This is a genomic window from Candidatus Ancaeobacter aquaticus (assembly GCA_030765405.1).
Lineage (GTDB): Bacteria > Auribacterota > Ancaeobacteria > Ancaeobacterales > Ancaeobacteraceae > Ancaeobacter > Ancaeobacter aquaticus.
In genome coordinates this window covers 19384-42157 of sequence record JAVCCP010000007.1, presented here as the reverse complement: position 1 = coordinate 42157, position 22774 = coordinate 19384, and the positions used below count along the sequence as shown (strand labels likewise).

15 protein-coding genes are annotated in these 22774 nt (G+C 31.2%); all 15 read right to left on the bottom strand.

Annotated features, from left to right (window positions below):
- Positions 1-11: 11 nt before the first annotated feature.
- A complete protein-coding gene (locus P9M13_00820) occupies positions 12-3125 on the bottom strand; it encodes a DUF2079 domain-containing protein (protein ID MDP8261829.1) in 3114 nt (1037 codons plus the stop codon).
- A gap of 54 nt (positions 3126-3179) precedes the next feature.
- The gene (locus P9M13_00815; GenBank protein MDP8261828.1) at positions 3180-4061 is read right to left on the bottom strand and encodes a glycosyltransferase; all 882 of its coding nucleotides are present in this window, start codon (positions 4059-4061) and stop codon (positions 3180-3182) included.
- Positions 4058-5257: a radical SAM protein gene (locus P9M13_00810; GenBank protein ID MDP8261827.1), complete on the bottom strand. Its 1200-nt coding sequence runs from the start codon at positions 5255-5257 to the stop codon at positions 4058-4060. Before P9M13_00810 ends, P9M13_00815 begins: the two co-directional genes overlap by 4 nt.
- Positions 5212-6072: an FkbM family methyltransferase gene (locus P9M13_00805; protein ID MDP8261826.1), complete on the bottom strand. Its 861-nt coding sequence runs from the start codon at positions 6070-6072 to the stop codon at positions 5212-5214. Before P9M13_00805 ends, P9M13_00810 begins: the two co-directional genes overlap by 46 nt.
- A 30-nt stretch (positions 6073-6102) precedes the next feature.
- Entirely contained in the window at positions 6103-7122 is a 1020-nt protein-coding gene (locus P9M13_00800) for a glycosyltransferase family 2 protein (GenBank protein MDP8261825.1), read from the bottom strand.
- 8 nt (positions 7123-7130) lie between these two features.
- Entirely contained in the window at positions 7131-8015 is an 885-nt protein-coding gene (gene rfbD, locus P9M13_00795; protein ID MDP8261824.1) for a dTDP-4-dehydrorhamnose reductase, read from the bottom strand.
- A gap of 66 nt (positions 8016-8081) precedes the next feature.
- Positions 8082-9104 carry a radical SAM protein gene (locus P9M13_00790; GenBank protein MDP8261823.1) on the bottom strand — a complete coding sequence of 341 codons (1023 nt, stop codon included), beginning with the start codon at positions 9102-9104 and terminating at the stop codon, positions 8082-8084.
- Between the two features lie 139 nt (positions 9105-9243).
- Entirely contained in the window at positions 9244-10200 is a 957-nt protein-coding gene (locus tag P9M13_00785; protein MDP8261822.1) for a methyltransferase domain-containing protein, read from the bottom strand.
- Positions 10201-10234: 34 nt separating this feature from the next.
- Positions 10235-13330 carry a hypothetical protein gene (locus P9M13_00780; protein MDP8261821.1) on the bottom strand — a complete coding sequence of 1032 codons (3096 nt, stop codon included), beginning with the start codon at positions 13328-13330 and terminating at the stop codon, positions 10235-10237.
- Complete coding sequence (locus P9M13_00775) at positions 13320-14339, bottom strand: glycosyltransferase family 2 protein (GenBank protein ID MDP8261820.1); 1020 nt, start codon at positions 14337-14339, stop codon at positions 13320-13322. Before P9M13_00775 ends, P9M13_00780 begins: the two co-directional genes overlap by 11 nt.
- Before the next feature lie 118 nt (positions 14340-14457).
- Positions 14458-15942 (bottom strand): radical SAM protein, encoded by a 1485-nt coding sequence (locus P9M13_00770; protein ID MDP8261819.1) that lies wholly within the window; start codon positions 15940-15942, stop codon positions 14458-14460.
- Between the two features lie 22 nt (positions 15943-15964).
- Positions 15965-17455, bottom strand: coding sequence for a radical SAM protein (locus P9M13_00765; GenBank protein ID MDP8261818.1), 1491 nt, complete (start codon positions 17453-17455; stop codon positions 15965-15967).
- 167 nt (positions 17456-17622) lie between these two features.
- A complete protein-coding gene (locus tag P9M13_00760) occupies positions 17623-18351 on the bottom strand; it encodes a class I SAM-dependent methyltransferase (protein ID MDP8261817.1) in 729 nt (242 codons plus the stop codon).
- A gap of 27 nt (positions 18352-18378) precedes the next feature.
- Positions 18379-19536 carry a glycosyltransferase gene (locus P9M13_00755; protein MDP8261816.1) on the bottom strand — a complete coding sequence of 386 codons (1158 nt, stop codon included), beginning with the start codon at positions 19534-19536 and terminating at the stop codon, positions 18379-18381.
- A 60-nt stretch (positions 19537-19596) separates the two neighbouring features.
- The gene (locus tag P9M13_00750; GenBank protein ID MDP8261815.1) at positions 19597-22740 is read right to left on the bottom strand and encodes a hypothetical protein; all 3144 of its coding nucleotides are present in this window, start codon (positions 22738-22740) and stop codon (positions 19597-19599) included.
- Positions 22741-22774 lie beyond the last annotated feature (34 nt).

The window sequence follows — 22774 nt, the reverse complement described above, 5'->3', positions numbered from 1 at the left end:
ATATGTCCTCTTTATTGTATTTTTTCTAGCTTCAAGTACTTAAGTTGGAAGTTTTTATCACCCGAAATAATAAAATTATTTTTCCCTTTTACAAGGGGAATCTTTTCATACTTCAGTGTATATATATTATGATATCTTTTATCATCCTTTTCAGCAAACGTATGCTTCACACCATCAACACGTACAACTACATTTTGACAGAATTCTTCCTTTCTGACCATTCTAAAAATAATCCCATCAATATCATTTCCAAATTCATTGTCAATTTTTTGATTTCTCTTGTATGGAGCGGCCCATACATCTCTCTTGCCATCATATATATAGTATATGCTATCCTTATACCCTTTTTTTAAACTACGATTAAATGCGGCAATCTCGTATCTATGGTAATTCTTTTCACCTTCTACGGAAAGTACAAACCAGTATTTTTTTGACATATCGAATAGTACATCACTTATATCAAAATCAATCCAGGAATATTTATACGCCTTTCCTTGTGATTGTGTCCCTTCAATCCGAGTTAAATATGCCCCCCCTGGCTTTCCATGAACATCCTCTCGTATGGATAAACTAAATACAGGGTTTCCAATTCTACGAACTAATATTTGTAGTACATTGTATTTTATCTTTTGAGGGCTAAAGCTTTGTGCAATTTTTACTACGCCCCTAAAACCTGGAAGAAATTCAAATGAATCATATCCTTTGTCCGCATTTGAGCAACTAATAACAGCATCACTTACACCCACATAAAGCGTATAAAAACCATCTTCAGGAATATAAATGTCTTTGCCATACTCATAGGCATTATTCTCACTATCATACGTTTTATGAAAAAATGTATGATCATATATGTATATAGAGCATGGATGCATCGTATCTTTTTTCTCAAAAAGATAGTATCCTCGATACTTCAATGTCAATCTATAGTTATCAGATGCATCGAGGGCATGTATCACCATTCCATTATACCTATATTCACCGTACGCAGGCCAACACATATATGAATCAATCAATACTAACTCAGGTTTTTTGTTTTGTATAGTTTCCGGAAATATATAATATTGATATCTTCTTCCGGACAAATATTCATAATACTTCATTGGTGAAGCCAAAGATGCCCCTGCCGGAATCTCATCAAGATGTTGTTTTATATCTCTATCACGATCACTAACAGAATACACCTCTGGGCGAAAATAACCCGGAGCATGCTTAGGGGTAATATTTTTATGCGAATAATATAGCGTTGATATAAACATAATACCTATTACAACAATACTAAAATAATTACCTTTATAACCAAATATCCGCTTGGCTATAAGTTTTTCTCCTTTCACCAATCTGTTAAAACCATAAATCGCGGCAATGACGACAAACGGCAATAAAGAAGATTGATAGAAAACAGTTATATCGTGAAACCTGAGATAATTTGACAATAAAAGCTGGCCAAATATCGGAAGAGCAATCATAAGAATTTCGGGTGCCAAAATAGGTAAAAATATTAAAGGAGCGAAAAGGTGATATAAAAAATTAGATTTAAAAGGATCCGTTATTATTGGCCTCAGATAAGTATACATATTAGAAAACAGGTTAATTATAACATCATCTTTTGAGCCTCCTAAATTTCTAAAAAAAGTCTCAGAGTACGTAATCTGACCTTCAGGCGTATATAGTGGAATTACAACAAAAAGAGTAATATATACCCATGCTACAGAAATCAACGATACGAGAATCCCCAGTTTTTTCTCCCCGCAAAAAAACGCATAAATACCCAGCATAAAAGGTATTGCCGCAACATTTTCCTTGAGTGACATTAATAAAAGACAAGAGACAAAAAATAAACCACGCTTTTTGCTGATAAGAAAATAAAATGCAAACAAACCAATTCCAATAGATAATTCCTCGAGATGAAAACCATACATAGTACAATTGTGTATAGACGGGTATAACAAATACAGTATTGAAAAACAAACTGCATAGCCTTTATGCTTGAGTTTTTCTCTTGCAATCCAATAGACAGGTAATGCGCCTAAAGCGATTACCGCGGTTTGCACAAAATAAAAAAGCAAGTTACTTCTAAATACATAATACATCGGAACAAATAATATATAAGCGGGCTGTAAATGAAATTTTAGATAATTAACAAGTTCAAACGCACCATTTTGGACTTCATTTACCCGCCCTTCCATAGCATTAAATACAAGTTGCACAATACAATTAAGATCCATACTTGAAACAAAACTTGTATACCGCAAATACTGCAGAGTAAAAAAAACTGCAATATATGAGATTATGAATAAAACAACTAATACTATTGATAGCCGATACCTATCTTCCACCTTCGCAAACCATTGCAGAACTCTTTTGTAATAAAATAGAAGTTTTTTTCTTCCATACATAAGGACTTCCGCGCACTTATACGCAACAAAAAGGATAAGGAGCGATACAGACGATATTGTTGAGCCTAAAGCTACAGATATTCCACTGACATAGCAAATAGTTTTAAAAAATACTATAATGGCAAAAAGGATTGTAAGAAGAATAAGATTAAATCTGTATACATGAAGATACGTATAGTCAAATAGCGCGCTAAGGAATAACGACATTAAAAACCATACAAATGTCATAGAGCACGCAAAGATGATGCTACTCATAATGCTAAAACCAACACTTGCTTTACCGGCAGATGTTAATAAATAGAAATCGCCAATATATATCTTTTCATATCGCAGATAGGATTTCTTAAAATTTAAAATGGAGCATTGTGCTTTATCGGGAATAATTGAAAAGGTAATACTATTTTTACCTTTAACCACTCCCGCTTGATCAACACGCAACTCATATCTAAGATAATTATCTCGTACTTCTTTCTTATTGGGGATTAATTCTTGATTATTGAAAAATATTTTAAACGTCTCGATACTATTTATTATATTATCGCCAAAGATGTTACATTTAACGAAACATGAGGTTTTCAACGGTACCGTTGTGACAATTTGTTCTTGTCCGGCAACAAGGTCATACTCTCTCTCAAAAAGCTTGCTATCAGGAACAACTATATTGCGTGCCGCAAAAAAGAAGAATACCAGATAAAGAAAAATCAATACCCATAATTTCTTATTACTCATACAGCTCCTAATTTAGATTAATCATGTTTCCAATTGCAAACATGTAGAGACTACCTATTCTTTATGAGACAATAGCGCGTTTAAGTGTTTATATTTATATTTAATCATTCCTGCATGCCAGTACAGATCTTTATTGATACATTTTGTCATGGGATTACATAACGCTATAGCTGCATACTCAATCAGTTTTCTGTATTTTTTAATGTATGTATGTTCAAGTTCTGGATGCCTACTGATCATATACAGCAAAGACTCAGCAATCTGTTTTTGTCGTGCAAGTATCATCTTTTCATCTTCGTAATAATGATAGTGAAAACATTTCGCATGTGGACAATAAAATGATTTAACTCCCTTATTATATAATCTATATCCCAACTCAATATCTTCAAAGGCAGCATATGGAAATTTCTCATCAAAGGATTCTGTTTGCAGAATTTCTCTTGGTACAGATATATTGGATGTATAAAACATGTTATAATCGATTTCCTGATATTCTTGCAAGCCATTATAGCTAAATTGCAACCCACTACGATCAAGAAAATCCATAAATGGAGATACAGCACATTTCGGATGCCATGATGTATAACCAACTACAATAGAATTTGCAAACCTTCTATGCGATTGTTCGTGCTGACTGAGAAACAATTGATCAGGCACAGTATCATCACCAATAAAAACTATAGTATCTCCACGTGCTCTTTTTATCCCCGCATTTCTTGCACATGCAGGACCATTATGCTGCTGATAGATTTTTATACAATGGGGTCGCTTTGGATTATATGTTTGAAGATATTCCCTGGTTCCGTCATGAGACCCGTCGTCTATAATTATTACTTCATATTCATGAGAATATTCACGCTGCTCCTCAAGTGCACGAAGAGTCAAAGGCAAGATATCTTTTCGATTATGCGTAGGAATAATAACTGAAAAATTCATATTCTTGCCTTAAAGAGCATTTTAAGAAAGGTAACCGGATACTGAAAAAACAAGAATGAGACACTTTTATAAGCGCTTTCCATTAGAAAACAAATGTGAGTACAACTACATTTTTCATGACGGATTTTTTTTCTCAGATCCACAAAGTTTTCTGACTGAAGTATCTTTTTCATATCATAATCGTTATCGCGAATATTCATAATACCCGAATCACGCAACTCGCACAAAGGCATATCGCCATTACTATATAAAACACTAATGGAATTCCCTGCCTGACATGGAAAACCCCAGGATTTTTGTTTAAAATAGATATCAAGTTGTTTGCGATAGAAAACACTGAGATTTGCAAGACAGATGCGAGCAATAAAACTATCAATGATCCATTTAAAATCATGTCGACAATATTTTTCCTTCAGCCGTTTTTCTTGATACAACAACACATCCGCATAGACCTCTTTTAAAAGCCTTTGATCCATATGAAGCATGTCGGGAGATTGTGGTTTTCCGCGGACAATTTCAAATACGTGATCAAGATCGTACCCTTTATCATCAATAAACGACATTAATGATGAAATATTTTCAAGGTTATCACTCATAATAACTGTGTTCACAACAACAGAAATATTGTGATATTCTTTTTTTAATGCCAATACACTCTCTAATGTCAATACTGTTTGTTTGAAAGCACCGGAAACGCCCCTTATACTATCATGGATATCCATTGTGCCATCTATCGAAAAGTTTACACTCACACTGAGACCACTCGATATACTGGCAATTTCTTTAATTTTGGAACACGATATATCTGTAAGACTTCCATTGGTGGGTATTGCAAGATTCTTAATGCCATTATTTTCAAAAAACAGCCGTATTATATCAACAATATCTTCCCTCATAAAAGGTTCCCCGCCAGAAAGGAGAAGAACATCTATAAGCGGTGCTTTTTTACTGACTGATTCTATTTCAGAAATACTTAAGTCTGCTTTAGCATTATCTTTCCTTTGCCAAATAAAACAACTCTTACATTTTTGGTTACAGCGAGAGGTAATGAAAAATATAAGCATAGACAAGTTCTCGCTCTTAACAAAAGGTTTGATAAGAACGCTTTTTATTTTATCAAATACAGTTACCATATTCTCTATTCTCTTCTTCAGTTTCTCTTCAGCACAACATTGATACTCTTTCCACCAAAGCATTTTTTTTGAATTTCATCTTCATTCAAACGTACGAGTTTCTTTCGAGTCCCATCAACATAATAAACAATAAAACCATACTCATGATCGAGCATCTTTAGGAAATCTTGCGCCCCTTTTCCTGTATCAGCATAATTTGCTGGCATCAGCTCTGTTAAGAGCATTATATCCGTATTTTCTTTTAATATGCGCTTCATTCCTTCAAAAGCTTCTGGTTCAGCTCCTTGAATATCCATTTTGACAAAATGCACCTTTGTTCCTTGAGAAAAATAACTATCAAGTGATACACAATCAACAATCACAGTATTTTTTTTATCTCCCGTGTAATCATGAATACTATGATCGCCTCTATTTCCTTCATTTCTATACAATGTAACAGAACCATTTTTTTGCGCGACGGCCTTAGAAAGTGCAACTACGTTATTGCAATGATTAGCTTTTACATTTTCTGTAAGCGTCATATAATTATCTGGATCTGGCTCAAAGGCGTACACAACGCCTCCATTACCTACTAAATCTGAGAATATAAGTGTATAATATCCAATATTAGCACCAATATCTAAGACTACCATATCTTCACTGATCATATTTTTTATATTTTCTGTTTCATAAGATTCGAGCATCCCATGTTTCCAAAAAAAGAGCGCCATTACACGATCAAATGTTTTTGCTGTATATTTGTTTTTCCCAATGGCAATTGTAAAATTCTTAGGAATTGGCACACATGTATTCAATACATTCATTACCTTTGAGAGGATTTTATATATAAAACCTGATGAGACCATTTGAAACGTATCATGGAATATTTTCTTAAACATAATGCACCTAGTTTTTAGAGTCAAACATGATTATTTAACAATCGGTATTCTTTTCATTTTCCTAAAACTTAGATACTTCCCAAGTCGTTTGTCCATTTTTCTTAAAATCGTCAAGTCGCCTACCTTCCTCAACCGCTGCATTCTATTGTGTTCCTTTATTGTATCGGCTAAATGACGAATATTCCATCCATAGGCTTTCAGATAGCAATTTAAAACAGTCTTTGGCTGCCCTACACATAAAAAAAGGAGCATTTCCGCAACAGAAACTAACACATATAGAGGAATCATCCATATTAAGGTTAAAGAACTGTAATTCTTTAAGACGTTTCTCAAACTGTTTTTTTCCCCAAGATACCTACGACGATAATTAGTTTCATATTGCGTCCCGTTCTTCCAGTGAGCGTCCAGCCTTTTTCCTTCAATACCGCTCACCCCCCCGCTCATGTGATAAACGATTGCTTTTTGCGCGGCAAAAACACGATACCCCATAAGGTTAACACGCCATCCTAGATCAACATCTTCTTTATACATAAAATGCGTTTCATCAAATCCACCTATCTCGATATAAAGGTCTTTACGAATAAAAATACCCGCTCCATCAGAAAAAAACGGTTCCTTATCATTGTACGTAGCTGTACTGAAAAAATCACAACCAAAGCCACATGACAATTCCGAAGCACCGGCATAACTTTTTAAATGACAGGCACACATGCCAATCCGAGAATCCGATTCCATTTCTTTTACGAGATTTTCAACACAGAAACGATCAAGATGAGTATCGCTATCCAAAGAAAAAAGATATGTTCCCTGGGCGGATTTTGCAGCCTGATTTTTCGCAATAACATAACCAAGATTATCAGTGTTTTTTATAATGCGGACTGTAGGAAAACTAGATTCAGTAAACAGAATTGAATCGTCGCTCGATCCATTATCGACCATGATAACTTCAATATGCGGATAAGTTTGTTCTTGTATCGAGGTAAAACATTTTTCCAAATAGTTCTTGCCATTCCAATTTATTATCATAAAAGAAACAAGAGGAGAATTCAAAGTAACACCTATTTTGAAAAATTTGATTTTATATAGTCAGTTACCGCTTCTTCCCAGGGACGCATAATACTGATACCCCTTAGATTGAGCATATAATCGGTCATAGATTCAGAACGTGCTCGAGGAGCCGGCAGAGGAAAAACTTCTGATGTACATGGAGAGAGCTTGACATCATTAATATCTAAGATTTCAAATGCTTTTTTTGCAATATCATACCGTGAACAACTTCCAATATTTCCCATATGATAGAGTCCATAAAAACCTGTTTTAATGAGATGTGCCATACACTTTGAAAAATCAACAGTATATGTTGGCGATCCAAACTTATCTTCAACAGCTTTAATTTCTTTTGCGCCTTTTTTGATTTGTTGCATAACTTTGTTTAAAAACTTTTTATCTTTATTCCCGCCGCCGCCAATCATCCACCCTGCACGACATATATAGTATTTATTTAAAAGTCGCTGGACAATAATTTCTCCTTGCAGCTTACTATCCCCGTAGACATTTGCAGGGCGAGGAATATCAAACTCTATATACGGCTCAGTTTTATCACCGTAAAATACTCCGGCGGTACTTATATACACCATTTCAATATCCAATTTTTGGCATATTAAGGCAATATTGTGAGTTCCTAAGGTATTTGCTCTATACGCATGATCAACATCTATCTGACATTTATCTACATCCGTTTCAGCGGCAAGATGCATTATCATATCAGGTTTATGAGTATCTGCTACTGCCTGTACTTCAGATAGGTTCTGCACATCAAGACATTCCATCCCATCCTCAACAATATTAATATCCGTTGCTATTATTTCATGTCCCTCACCAGCCAAAGTAGGCATCATAGCGCTTCCTAACATACCTGCAGAACCTGTTATCAATATTTTCATATTCTCTCCTAGTTTTTACTATTACTGTCCATATACAATCCAGCTCTTGTGAGATAAATACTTTTTTTATTTATGAATCGTATCAAAAGGTATTGAACTAAGTTTTTTGATGGGTGGACATACAGTAACTATTTTCCTGAATATTTCATTCAATCCTTCATCTTCAATGGTACATAGTGAGCACACTTTTATCGATTGTCGTGATTTCGCTAAAGACCTTCTGAATTCTTGGTATTTACTTCCATTCCATACACTCTCAAACCCCTCATCAAAAACATTGCCCAAATCAATCTGACAATCATAAAAATAACAGCATGGAAAAGCTCTCCCATCCCACGTAACATTCAAACCCAGCCATGGCAAAAAGCAAGGACTTGTGACTTTTTTCGTGTATTTCATTTTAAGCACTTCAAGATTTATGGAAAGACTTGATATACTTGATTTATAACCAACTTTCTCAGCTTCTTTTATGCCGTCTATAAGATGCTGGCGAATTTCAGGGGCATCGGTCAATGCCATATCCTTTTTATCGTCTTTATCATACAGCATAAACAAAGAAAATACCGGTTCAACGCCAAATTCATTATGGCATAATTGTATTAATTTTGAAATCTCATGAACATTATCTTTAATCAGGGTCATATCAATATTCATGGCAGGTTTCTTCTTGTTAAATCTTTTCTTTGCCTCAATAACTAACTTAATATTTCTTACTACCGTATCATAATCAGCTCCCACTCTAACTTTTTCAAATATTTCTTTTGTAGCGCCATCGAGCGATATATTTAATAAATCAAGGCCACTTAAAACAAGCTCCTCAGCTTTCTTTTCATCGAGCAACGTGGCATTAGTAACGGATTTTACATTGACTTTCTTTGATTTAGCATACCGAATCATATCAAAATAGTTTTTATTCATCGTTGGCTCACCGTACCCGCCAAGGACAAGATACGCAGGCTTTACCGCATCAACTATTTTTATATATTTTTCATACTCCATCAAGCCCTTGTCTCTCGTACGATAATCAACTGTAACGCATGTTTTGCATCGAATATTACAATGACCAGAAGGTTCAATAAACAACCCCATGGGGTATGCAGCTGTAGGTTTAGATCTAAACGCAGAAATGAAATTTGAAATAAGACGACAAACATTACTGGGGGTATAAGACATTGTCTTTAAAGGATTTATATATAATGATACTATTTTTTTTATTAAACTATATTTTTTAGTCATTTGTATTTTTCTCTGCTATTAAATATGCCATTGCCCAAAAAAGCCTAACTTTCTCTATTTTTCTTAGGATATCTTTTATCTTTTTGTTCTTAAAATAATCAAAAGTGGTATGAATATCATGGTGTCCAAAATCTATTAATTGGAGATCTGCATCTTTGATCAATTTTCTTATTTTTGTCTCAGTAAAAGAATACTCAAAACCAAATTGCATAAATTTTTCTTTAAAAATATTTATATGCACGAATTTTGCTAAGTCCCGTAAGATCATCATATCAGGTATATTTCCCCAAACCTGCCTATATGTTAGTGCCCCCATAGAAAGATATGGAAATGTAAGTAACATCCTACCACCAACTTTTTGAATATCCCTTATTACCTTAAGAGCCTTTAATGTCTCCTCAAAATGCTCTATAACACCAGCTCCCCATATTAAATCAAATACTTCTTTTTTAAAAGGGGGATTTAATAAATCTCCACATATAAACAAAGATTCTCCATTCTTAAACTCATTCATTTTCTTTGCTTGCCTTAGTATATTAAGAGAAAAATCCAGCCCAACATAAACAAAATTGTTATCATGCCAAAAACCTCTTGATGCCCCATAACCACATCCAATTTCTAGAACAATCCCGGAAATATCTGGTGCACTACCTATCCCTTTTGATAAAAGACTCACCGTATCTTTTTCAAATAAATTATGATAATTTGCAATATTCTCATCTACGTCAAAAGATTCATAACGCTCATTCCATTTTTCAAAAGAAAGGTTTGTGCTTTTATCCATGTCTTTAGTTTGAATCATTATTGGAATACCATCTACAATATCATATCGCTCTTTACATTCCTTACAGATCAAACAATTATCAGACTCATACAGATCACCACGGCAATGTGTACAACAAAGAATTTCTGACAATAAACTTTGTTTTATAATTTTATTATTTTCCATAACCATTATTCTTTATTAGCAATAATACACAATACTATTTAAATCTTTTCAAGCCAAATATCACAATTATTAAGCATACACTTAATAACGAAATCAAAACACTATTTTCAAACACTCTATGCATTTTATTTTCCAATATATATATATTATCACCATTATCGTCTATATAATAAGCATTTGCATAACCATTTACAACAGAATGCTTTCCTATCTCCTCCATATTGCTTCTTTTTCTAAATATACTAAATAAATCAAATTTTTTTAATACATAATCTTTATTATTATCAATCAACCTAGATAATTTCCAATTTACATCAAAATTATTTTTAAAAATCAAATAAAAAGGTTTAGAAATATTATTAATTTCTACTTTATACCTAGAAGACCCATATTTTTCATAATTAATTATTGGACCCACTGTATCATCAAACTGACTCTTTTGTGATACTTTTACAATTCCGCCTTTTATATCTGTCTTTATAGTATGTTTACCTTTTCTCAACTTTATATTAGCAAACAGTTTATCATTAGAATCTTGATTTAAATCAATTAGAACCTTATCAACATAAATAGCTTTGTTCATATTTAGATCATTTTTTGACAAAACAACATCTAATCTACAACTTCCATCTTGAGGAATATATAGATTCTGATTATTATAACACTTTTCAGTATAAAATAGATAATCAATGCTACTCTTATTTTCTTTAATAACCTCTAGCAATTTATCTTCTTCAATTTCTATATTTCTTTCAGGAATAACTATAATTTCATCAACAAGATATCTAGTCCCATTACTATTTATTGTTACAATATGATCCCCCTGAGACAAATTACATTCACCAACTTCTTTCCATTGAAAAAACGTACGTTCACTCTCAATATTTTTAAACATTCTGATTTTTCTACCATCTATAAAGAAAGAAAGCCCTTCTCCTGAAGATAAAGGCATCATTCTAATAAAGATACTATAAACGCCCTTTTTATCAGCAAAATAATTAAAAGATAAAGGTTTTTTTGACATAGTAAGAACACCTTTGCCTTTATTTAAATATTCCCCGACTAAAAGCTTCCTCTCTGTAAGATTAAAAGGAGTCTTATTCATATCATTTGCAATGGCCCAACCTTTTTTTATATCAGTATCTTTCCAAGTAAGAGCATTTACAGGATCTAATCTATATTTGTCTGGCACAAAATCTTTAACAAGATCATCAAATGAATTATTAAAAACTATCAAGCTCGAAAATGAATTTAATGCATTAATATCATCATCTTTTAAATGCTTAAAAAAATAAAACCCCATTCTATCAACATCATAAAATACACTTAAAGGAATTAATGACTTAGTTCCTCCAAATACCCCGGCCAGATATTCTGTAGAAGTAAAAACTGATGGTTTAGTGTTAATAGAATAAATATCGAGCTTATCAAAAGTTTTTTCCAATTTAATGTTTTTTTGATTACTTAACATCTTTTTAACATCAGAAGGTGAATCTGTTTTCAATGTGTTCCACAAATAATCATTTCTCTGAAAAAGATATTTTACATTTAACATTTGAAGCAATTTGTATATGTTAGAAGACATTCCTTGAGTAAGACCTGTATATACTTGTCGCGCAATAACATTGCTAACCGGACTATGAATTGTTGATTTATTAAATAAAAAGTTAACCGGATTTCCTCCTGCAGCATATCCTTGATCCCAAGCAAGCCATATTGATGGCCATTTATTCTCAGGCAATTCAAGTATATTGAAATCTTCATCCTGGTTATTAAACCAATCAGCAGCTTCCAGCCAATAATTAGGCACTTTAACACGGAATGAAGGAATTTGCCCTCTTTTGTCTGATATGATATTTCCCGTAACAATCGGCCATGAATTATAAACAATCATGAAAATAACAAAAGTCCCGATACCACAAAAGACTGTATTCTTAAATCTGTGTAAAAACCCAATTTTACGCATTCTATATACGATATATTGGATTATCTTTGATAAAGACACACCTAGCAAGACTGAATACCCTAAAACAGTTAGTAAAGTGAATTTTGCATGTGGCTCTCTAAACATCAAAAATATTGGGCAGTTATCAAATAAATATGCATAAATACCACCAAACATTCCCCAACGTCCTTTAGCAAAGAAAATCCCTGCAAAAGCTAATAAAATAAAAAAATACATTATAAATTTTTTGATTTTGAATAGAAGTATTGTAAATATTGTAATTGGAAACAAGTACGCGAATATCTTAAACGGTGTTTTCTCAAAGTACTCATAAAAATAAGGAAAATACTGATCATTCCATGCCCAGCTACCTTTTAAAACAAAAGTTTGACTCAAATCAGACCCAGGATTCCAGTATCCCGGAAGAATATTAGCAATAGCATTTCCACTAGAAGTAAAATGCACATACCAAACACCTAAAAACCAGAGATTAATGAGAATATACAAGAAAATGCTAAGCAGAATAAAACTTAAAATACGAGAAATATTCTTGAATCTATTTACTATAATAAGATCAAATAATGAATAACCAACTAATATACAAATAATTACTACGATAAAAGGAGGATTTGAAAATGCAGCAGGTAAAAATGAAAGAGCCGCCACAAACAATAAGCTTCTTTTAAACAGTGGTGGCCCGTCTGTTGTTGTACCTTTGATGTATAGCCCTAAAATCAATGGCATTAAGGTATATGCAATAAATTGTGTTAACAAAGGATTAACCAAAATAACAAAATAATTAAACATATAAAATACAGCGGCAATCAACTTTGCGAAATTATCATATTTCTTATCACTTTTCAGAAGCACGGTCATTAAGTAATACATTGATGTGCCCGCAACAAAAAAATAAAGCACAAACAAAGTTTTCTCTGTAACAATTAATGAAACACCCGCTGCTTCAAAAATATAATAGAAGATTAGTAGTGGAAATATTAGATTAACTTCAAATGCATGAACGCCGCTAATATCAGATACAGGATATCTCACAAAATTCTGAAAATAGTTCACAGGATTTAAGAATAAAGGGCCATCACCTCCAGCTATTAGAAGTCCTTCTCTAAACCACATAAGTGGAACTAATGATAAAACAAAAATAATTAGTATATTAAATCTACTTCTCATTTTTCACACAAACATTACTTATTCCAACTTTTTTAACCAGATTTACCTTGGATAATCTAAATGTCATATATTTAAATATACCTATATCAGAAACAACTCTCTTTTTTTGAATTATATTTCTCTCCTCTATCGTATTTTTTAACATAGCAAAATTATATTGTAAGGCTTTTATATACACATGGTAGATCATCTCCGACCTGCGCAAAAATATACATAGAAAACATTCAATAAAATACATTAACAATAGTAACGGGACTATCCATAAAAGAGTTATTGTAGAATAGTTCTTTAGAAGATTACGAATTGTATTTCTTTCTACAAGATAACGCTTATTAACAGAAGTAATATGCATATTTGAGTCTTTATCTGCGGCAAAACTAGAACCACTTACTGAATGATAAACTATCGCCGCCTGTAGCCCTACAACATTGCAACCAATTAATTTTGCCCGCCAACATAAATCTATATCTTCAGCATACATAAAATGATATTCATCAAATCCTTTTAATTTATCAAACAAGTTTCTACTAATAACCAATGCCGCTCCATCTGAATAAAAGGGTTCTACCCCTAAATGAGGATAACCAAAAACATCAACGATCATCCAACTATTATTTGGATACAGGTTTTTTGCTTTATCGTAAGAAAACATTTTTAACGCAAATATATTTACCTTGTTTTGGCTCGAACATATAGCTCTATCAATATGCTCCAGACAATCTTTTTCAATATACGCATCACTATTCAAAAAGAAAATAAAATCACCAGATGCTATATCAGCACCAATATTATTCCCTTTTGCATACCCAAAATTTTGATCATTATTAATAACTTTAATGAATGGGTAATTTTCTTCAACAAATTTAACAGAGTCATCACTTGAATTATTATCTACAAAAATGATTTCATATTTTTTAAAGCTCTGTTGCAAAACACTGTCAATGCATTTCCTGAGCCATTTTTTACCGTTCCAATTAAGTATTATTATAGAAAATATTTTTGCTTTCATATTATTATTAACCTGTATTAATAAAATATTGTGTTTAAAACGACACCTCCACACTACATTGCAGTGAGGAGGTGCTTGTACAAACTATATCAGATTGTTTTATTTCGTTCAACAATCATCATATAAATCCCCTATACCTTTCCATGATCTTTTCCAAAAGCCACCACTCTATAGGGAATTTAAAATATTTCTTTTTCCAACGCCATCTTGCCAAAGATGTAAATACATAGTATATAATATTATATGGAAATTTATCAAAACGACCACCACCAATAACTGTTCCTATATCTTTTAATCTAAATTGATTTCTATAAAATGGAAAACGCGTCAATATTGACACAGTTTTATATTTCTTCATATAGTCTTCTGTCTGCCATGTTGCGCCTACATTTCTAAATATACCGAAATTAGCCCATGCCTCTAAAGAATCAGGTATCTGATAATTATATTTTGTCGCAACCAATTCAAAAAGTTTAGTTCCAGGATAAGGAGTATATAAAAATAAACCATTTAAATAAATATTAGGATTTATTTCATAAAGTTTATCCATCAATTTAAATGTCAAATCCATATCTCGGTCTGTTTCTTCAGGCAAACCTGATATAAAGCTCACAATTTGACAAATCTTTGTCTTTGCTAGTTTTTTAGCAGTTATTATCATCTGTTCTACTACAACATCTTTAGTAATTATATCGTCTAACATTCTCTGAGAACCTGACTCTCCGCCAAATGATAATGAAGCACAACCTGATCTTTCCAGTAACCTTATATAGTCTTCTTCAAACTTATAAAAATGATTAAATCTACAAAATGCATCCCATTTAATATTAATATTACGCTCTAAAATTCCTTCACATATATCTTTTACTCTATCTTTATCAATAAAAAATTCATCCTCCCATGTGAAACTGATATGACTAACTCCAAACTTATTAATAACATATTCAATTTCATCTAATACCGTAACAGCAGACTTAGCCCGCCAACGTCTTTTATTAAATACTAGGCTATAACAAAAACTACATCTATATGGACAACCACGGCTTGAGTGTATCGGAAAAATATCTATTACATATCTATCCATTTGAAATAATTCATAAGGTAATTCTTTCGGTATTTTAGTAAAGTCAATAAACTCTCTAGCCTCATTTACACAGGTTTTCCCATCTGTTTTATATCCAATACCTTTAATACATGACACATCCCCTTTATTACTCAAGGTTATTGCTAACTCCTTAATAGTATCCTCTCCCTCTCCAAAAACTACATAATCCACTAAATCACTCTTTAAAGTTTGTTCAGGTAATAATGATGTATGTATCCCACCCCATACAATTGGAACTTCCGGGCATATATTTTTAACGAATTTCGCAAATTGGAGACCATATTTTATCGGAGGACCGGTTAAAACACTGACACCAATAAACAAATAATCCTGTGGACAAACTAATTTATAGTCATCTAAACGCATATCTAATACGTGCGGGAAAAACCCGGCTTCCCTTAATGCATATGAAAGATAAAGAATTGGCAATGGCAATTCAGGAAAAGTTGCTCCCTGCTTCCCAGGATATACTAATAAAATCTTTTTAGAATTTGTCATTTTTTACCAAAATAATTGATTATCATTTACACAGAAGTTTTCGTTTAAAATAATATATTAGGTCAGGAAGAAACGAAAGCTGTATAAATTGCGTTCGATTTTTAAAAGCAAGAATCAACTTAACAAATGCAGCGGTAAATCCCGGCATATAAGATAATAATTTTGAAAATTTAATAAATCTTTCTTGTGAAACCAAAATAAAATCCACAAACGCTTTTGGCATTAAAGGTATCATATTATAAAAAAGGTTATATCTTTTATAGTTCGAATCTCTTTTTGTATTATATGGGTTTACTTGGCCACTTACTTCCCCTAATTCTATAAGCTCCTCTTCTTTTTTTGTAAGGTATCCTAACTGAACTGCATCCTTAACAATTTCAGCCTTTGGAAAATATACCAATGAAAAAGGATCTATCATATTTGGCCTAATTTCATTATACAAACATGCACTTTCATATATGCTCTTTATATCCTCAAAAGGAAAATCAAAAATGTGATTTATTGAAAAATGCACATTAGCTTTTTTAAAAGAATTTGCCATTTGAATAACTTTTTGATTCGTTTCAAACCTTTTTATTTTTCTTCTTACAGCTTCTGATCCACTTTGAAGACCAAAAATCACCAACTTGCATCCAACTTCATGCAACAAAGTTGCCACTTCATCATCCACACAATTAGGATTACCTAAACACGTTATAGGTATATTAACTTTCTTTTTATATTCATGTGCAAATTTTCTCAGCCATTCCTTGTTAAGGAAGAAAATATCATCATTAACAATAAAAGATTTACATCCATAATCTATCTTTAACTTACTCAAATATTCAATCATATATTCTACACTGTGCTGTCTTACAAAATTACCTACTTTTGAATATATTTCCTTTAAACCGGGACATGTACAATATGTACAAGAAAACGGACATCCGCGACTAGTTATTATACCCGGATATTTAAAATAATGTTTTGAGAATTGACCCTCAAAAATACTAAAATCCGGAAATGGATAATCATCTAGGTTATTAACATAAAAAGTCATATCTTTTATAACAGGTACATTATTATCTTTGAATGAAATATTGCATATATCAACAATATCAGTAGATAATGAACCTAAATCAATGCTATTTGCAATATCTAATAAAGGCTTTTCTCCATCCCCTATACAGACATAATCTACTTCTGAATAATTTAATATAACATCAGGAGATGTTGTAGCAAAAGGTCCTCCAACTAATACTGGGATAGAAGGATATTTTTGTTTTAAAATCTTTACTTTTTCTTTAACCCAGGACCAATTTATTGCCATTATTGATATACAAAATATATCAACTTTCTCATGCAAAACATCAGTTATATATGAGTCTATTTCTATCTCAAGATTGGGGACAAACATTGATTTTAATGAAGCCCTAAAATAGTGCACATTATGATTGTGCTTATTTAAGTATGAAGACATATAAGCTATCCCAATGTTAGGGATACCCCTATCTATAAATAAAATATTTGCCATAGCTTTTACACTCCTATAACATCTTTTACCACAAGAGTTTGCAGATCATAAAGTTTATAATATTACCCACTCAATATCAATATTATTTCTTAGTTTATATAAAACAATATTATAGAATAAAAATTAATAAATATTATAGAAGTAATTGATTGAACGATAGATAGAATTTATTTAATACCTGTATAGATATTAAATAATGCAAATTCTTTTAGAAATGATAAATTAGGTATTACTGAAGCATTTATTTTTAACAATTTTTCCGAGAAATTAAATATACAATTAGGAAACATCCCATAACCTTCAACTTTTATTGAATTAAAATCTGAATCTTTTAAATATTGAATAATACTATTTCTACGACACCGCAATATTCCTTTTTCTACTTTCCACATCCTTTGATAGAATATAAAAATATACCATAACAAATTCATAGGATTAGGCTCTAAAACAATCAAACGTCCGCCTCTTTTTAACGATTTATATGCTTTGTCTAAAATGTTTTTTATTGAATCAGCATGATGCAAGATTGCTATACAAAACACAATATCATATGTCCCGATATTGCCTAACTTTGAAAGATCACCTTCTATAGTTTCTAAATTCCCCCATGCATCATTTTTCTCATTTGTATAAATAGTATTAAGAGTGTTTAACGCTCCTATAGATACATCAACTACGGTTACAGAAAACCCCTCCTTAAGAAAAAACAGTGAAATCCTCCCCCAACCACCTCCAATGTCAAGTATAGTGCTCTCTCTTGGCTTTTCACTGATGTTTTTCCTAATTAAATCAAACTCATTTTTTTGAGAAAGCGAAACCGTTCTAATAAAAGACGTGTTTACGTCTTGAGCTTTATTATCAAAGAATTGTTTTGAAATGTCTACTTTCGTCTTCATTAATAGCTCTTATAATATGTATCCATTTTAAATTCTAGATTCATCTAATGCCTTATCATATATCTGATCCCATGAAAGTTTAGATGCAAAATCAAAAGCATTTATTCTACATTCATCATAAAAATCACTGTCTTGCAACATCTTTATAATAGCATTTTTAAGATCATCTTTTTTATAATGAATCGCAATACCCATATGCTTATTATCAATAGCTTCAGCAATCCATGGAACTTTAGTAATAATTACCGGCAAACCACATGCTAAATACTCTTTAGGTTTTGTTGGGTCTGCATAATATGTAATACTATCAGGATCCTCTGTATATGTTGCCAACGCAATACCACATTTAGGTAGATAAGCAAACAAATCATCATGATTCATAGGTCCTAAGAATTTAATATATTCATCTAACCCCATTTTTTTTACCATATCTATTAAGACTGATTCATACGGACCAGTTCCTATTATATGAAGCTTTACTGCAGATAACTCATTCCTTAAATCTGACATAACATCAATAATAAGCTGTATTCCCTTGGACTCAGTCAAATGACTTACAGCAACAAGCAAATTCTTATCTCTTTCTGAATCATTAGGTTTTTTTATCTTTTCAAGTTCCACCCCAACAGGCACAACAAGATTTCTTTCCATATTAACACCTTGTGATTCTCTCACATCAGCAATTCTTGAAGATATATTCCATATATAGTCCGCATTTTTTATACATATTCTATCTATAAAATGATATAACCAGTTAAAAAAACCTAATAGGAATCTTTTTTTTGTATAATCAATTACATAATAAACAACTTTATCTACATAACCCAACTTTTTAAGAATTAATCCAATAAATGCATTTAGATTATCAATACCAATATATAGCCCTACTCTCTTCCTCCTTTTTACAACTTGAATAAATGTAAATAATGAGCTTCTTATATAATACAATGCATAAAGTTTCTTGAATGTTGGATTTTTAGGACCATCTATACTTTTCACTTCCATTTTATCTTTATAAATACAAGCTATAGATTTCTCTAAAGAACAATATGCAAATGGATTAGAAATAAATATGATGTTTTTGCCTTGCTTTTTCAAATAATTGGTAAGTGCTTGAACTGGACCATAAACTTCAGTAACATGTCCAACAACAGCAATTTCTTTTTCAATAATTTTATTTGTCATATCCATAACTCCGGAACAATATTTCCACAATAATCACTAATTATTTTTAAATATACTTAACTAAATTTTAATTATTCTTTTCCTAAATAAATTCACAACTAAAAATATTATACACAAAATACCAGTAATTAGAGAAATAAATAAACCTTTATCATAACCATTTTGAGGCTCAAACTCTAATAAAATATTATAATTACCGGCTTTAGGTAAATAAAATGCATTTGCATATCCATTTACCATTACGTGATCCTTAATCTCTTTGAAGTTATTTCTAGGTATAAAAACATTCATAAAAGTCATGAACCCTGTATAAAATTTCTGTTTATTAGTCATATTATAAGCCTTCCATCCATCATGATATTTTTCATTAAAAATCAAAAACATAGGTTTATCAATTTCGAAATGTTCAATAACCAATCTTGATGGACCATATTTTTTTTCAGAAATATTCTTATAATACTGGGTATTTTCTTTGTTTTCGATAAATATTTTTACTATAACATTATTACATCCTTCACCGGCTCTAATTGAATGAATGCCTTTTGTTAATTTTACAGTATCAATCTCTGTCAATTTTTCTTTTTCAATAGTCCCTTCAAATTGTTTATCATCTATATAAAATTTTATTCTTTGTTCATCAGAAACATCTATATTAGAAGCACAAACACTTATTCTAAACTGTTCATCCTCAATAATTCTGAATTTTTTATCAAATGAATCTTTGTTATTTAATGAGAATAGAAATAACTTATCTTTATCTTTAACAATTTCTTCAGCTTTTTTATGAGCTTTTTTAATATCTCTGTCAGTAAAAAAAACAACAGAATCTACAGTCGCACTTTTCCCTTTATTTAATATTGATATTTTATGTTTTCCCGGAGATAGTGATTTCTTCTTTACAACCCATCTCATACTAGGCAAACTCTGAGTCAATTTGTTATATCCAATATCTTCACTATTAACCTTTAATATAACTTTATCATCAAAACCTGAAACATAATATTTCATTCCAATATAATAATCATCTTTATTATTAATGCTCCATTCAAAGTTAAAAGGAGCTTCACCAGTTGTAAAAATGGCCCCATTATTTTCAAAAAAATCACCATTTATAAACTTTTGATCTTCTTCTTCAAGCCACTCTCCCCCATAAAAATTATTCCTTAGACTCCACCCAATCTTATAATCATGATCTTTCCACCCCAACTTTTTTTCCGGATTAAATTTACATAATTCAGGCAATAAACGCATTATCCACTTATCTGATCCCTCTGAAAATATTATTCTTTTTGAATATTTATAAAGTTTTTCATTTTTCAATTCTTGTTTAATTCCCCAAAAACTTATAGATGGATTATCCATATATTTTGTATAACTCAGTAATTGCAAAGCATTAAAACCACCTACTATTATATCTATACTATCTTTCAAATAAACATTTTCAGCATTTATTCCTGTATTGTAAAAATCAACAAGCCCAAATGACTTTTCTTTTTGCAGTCCTAATTTATTTTGAAGGAATAATCGTGCTTTTTTTGGATGCCATGACCCAAAAATTGTCCACATAAAATCATTACGCTGAAATACATACTTTACATTAAATAATTTAAATAATCTTCTAGCTACACCATAATTATAATCCCTAAACATATAGTAATAATATTGTATAATATTAGGAGAATATAGACTGCTTGTAATTACCGGCTTTTTAAAAAATGATCTATCTGGAGAAGCACCACTAAATCCATTATCCCACCCCAACATTGTATAAGCGCTCTTATTTTCCGGCATTTCGAGAAGTCTAAAGTTATCATTCTTATTATTCATATATGACGCGCTCTCATCCCAATATTTTGGAACTTTTACAAAAGAAGATATAAAACCTCTATCAGTTTGATCTATGAAATATTTAGTAAATATCGGCCAACCTGCAAAAAATACAATTAATAAGACAACAAAAGGAACATATATTGATAATCTTTTATTATATTTTATAACTTTATCAAAAACACTCTGAACACACACACCTAACAAGACAGAATATCCCAAAACAGTTAACACACTAAATTTTGAATAAGGCTCTCTAAACATCCAAAATAGAGGAAAATTATCAAAAAGATAAACAAAAATATTCCCAGATACCCCACCCCTACCTTTTGACAATAATATGCCTATAAAAGATACTATTAAAAAGAAATAAGATATTTTTTTAAACTTATTATTTTTAATTAATAATACTGAAAAAACAATGCAAGGTATTAAATACATAGTATATTTTACAAATATATTTTGATAAACTGGATAACTTATCGGATAATAACCATCTCCCCAAGCCCAAGAACCAGCTAATACAAAAGTATCTTTAATGAAAGAACCTGGATTCCAATACACCGGCATATATACTGCATATGCTTTATAACAAAAAAGCAATTTATAAAAAGGAATTAACCACCATAAATTTATAAGAATAGAGATAAATATACATAATAAGATATATTTTATGCTTTTTATAAATTCAATGGGATTGTTCGAAAAAAACAACAAATAAAAAATAAATAAAATCTGAATAAATAGAAAAACAGCCATAACAGGTGGATTTACAGCACCAGAAATCAATAACAAGGTAGATAATGACGTTAAAATAGCATATCTAAATTGTTTTTTCCGTACAACTAGCATCTTATATATAAAAGCCATAATTAAAGGAGTACATGCATATATTCCATTAACACATAGCAAAGAGGGCCTCACATTAATAACATAAAAATTAATCATATAAAAAGCTGAGCTAATAATTGACATAACTACATATTTCTTATTTATATCTGACGCTATAGTTCTGATAAAATAACGCATACAAACACCAGAAAGCATAAAAAAGAAAATCATCCATATTTTTTGAACCAAAACAGGATTTAATCCTAAACCATCAAGAATGAAAAAGAATATATAATATGAGAGACTAGTACAAGAGACTATACCAAAGTCACCTAATGCAGTATTTGTCCAGGGAAAGAGATAGTGTGAAGAAGAATTAATCGAGTTTAATAAATTACTAAAATCACCGCCAGCTATTAAACAATCCTTTGTATACCATAATAATGGTATACATCCTAACAAAACAATTATTAACAAATCTAAATATTTTGAAATGAAATTGTTAATATAGTTTTTTAATATTTTATTTTCAGTGTTCTCATGCATTAAATATCTCAAGAAAGAATACTTTACAGGTATA

Bases quoted from the DNA above. Each gene is read 5' to 3' on its own strand.
- P9M13_00820 (MDP8261829.1), bottom strand. From the start codon at position 3,125: ATGAGTAATAAGAAATTATGGGTATTGATTTTTCTTTATCTGGTATTC.
- P9M13_00815 (MDP8261828.1), bottom strand. From the start codon at position 4,061: ATGAATTTTTCAGTTATTATTCCTACGCATAATCGAAAAGATATCTTG.
- P9M13_00810 (MDP8261827.1), bottom strand. From the start codon at position 5,257: ATGCTTTGGTGGAAAGAGTATCAATGTTGTGCTGAAGAGAAACTGAAG.
- P9M13_00805 (MDP8261826.1), bottom strand. From the start codon at position 6,072: ATGTTTAAGAAAATATTCCATGATACGTTTCAAATGGTCTCATCAGGT.
- rfbD (MDP8261824.1), bottom strand. From the start codon at position 8,015: ATGAAAATATTGATAACAGGTTCTGCAGGTATGTTAGGAAGCGCTATG.
- P9M13_00790 (MDP8261823.1), bottom strand. From the start codon at position 9,104: ATGGGGTTGTTTATTGAACCTTCTGGTCATTGTAATATTCGATGCAAA.
- P9M13_00785 (MDP8261822.1), bottom strand. From the start codon at position 10,200: ATGGAAAATAATAAAATTATAAAACAAAGTTTATTGTCAGAAATTCTT.
- P9M13_00780 (MDP8261821.1), bottom strand. From the start codon at position 13,330: ATGAGAAGTAGATTTAATATACTAATTATTTTTGTTTTATCATTAGTT.
- P9M13_00775 (MDP8261820.1), bottom strand. From the start codon at position 14,339: ATGAAAGCAAAAATATTTTCTATAATAATACTTAATTGGAACGGTAAA.
- P9M13_00770 (MDP8261819.1), bottom strand. From the start codon at position 15,942: ATGACAAATTCTAAAAAGATTTTATTAGTATATCCTGGGAAGCAGGGA.
- P9M13_00765 (MDP8261818.1), bottom strand. From the start codon at position 17,455: ATGGCAAATATTTTATTTATAGATAGGGGTATCCCTAACATTGGGATA.
- P9M13_00760 (MDP8261817.1), bottom strand. From the start codon at position 18,351: ATGAAGACGAAAGTAGACATTTCAAAACAATTCTTTGATAATAAAGCT.
- P9M13_00755 (MDP8261816.1), bottom strand. From the start codon at position 19,536: ATGACAAATAAAATTATTGAAAAAGAAATTGCTGTTGTTGGACATGTT.
- P9M13_00750 (MDP8261815.1), bottom strand. From the start codon at position 22,740: ATGCATGAGAACACTGAAAATAAAATATTAAAAAACTATATTAACAAT.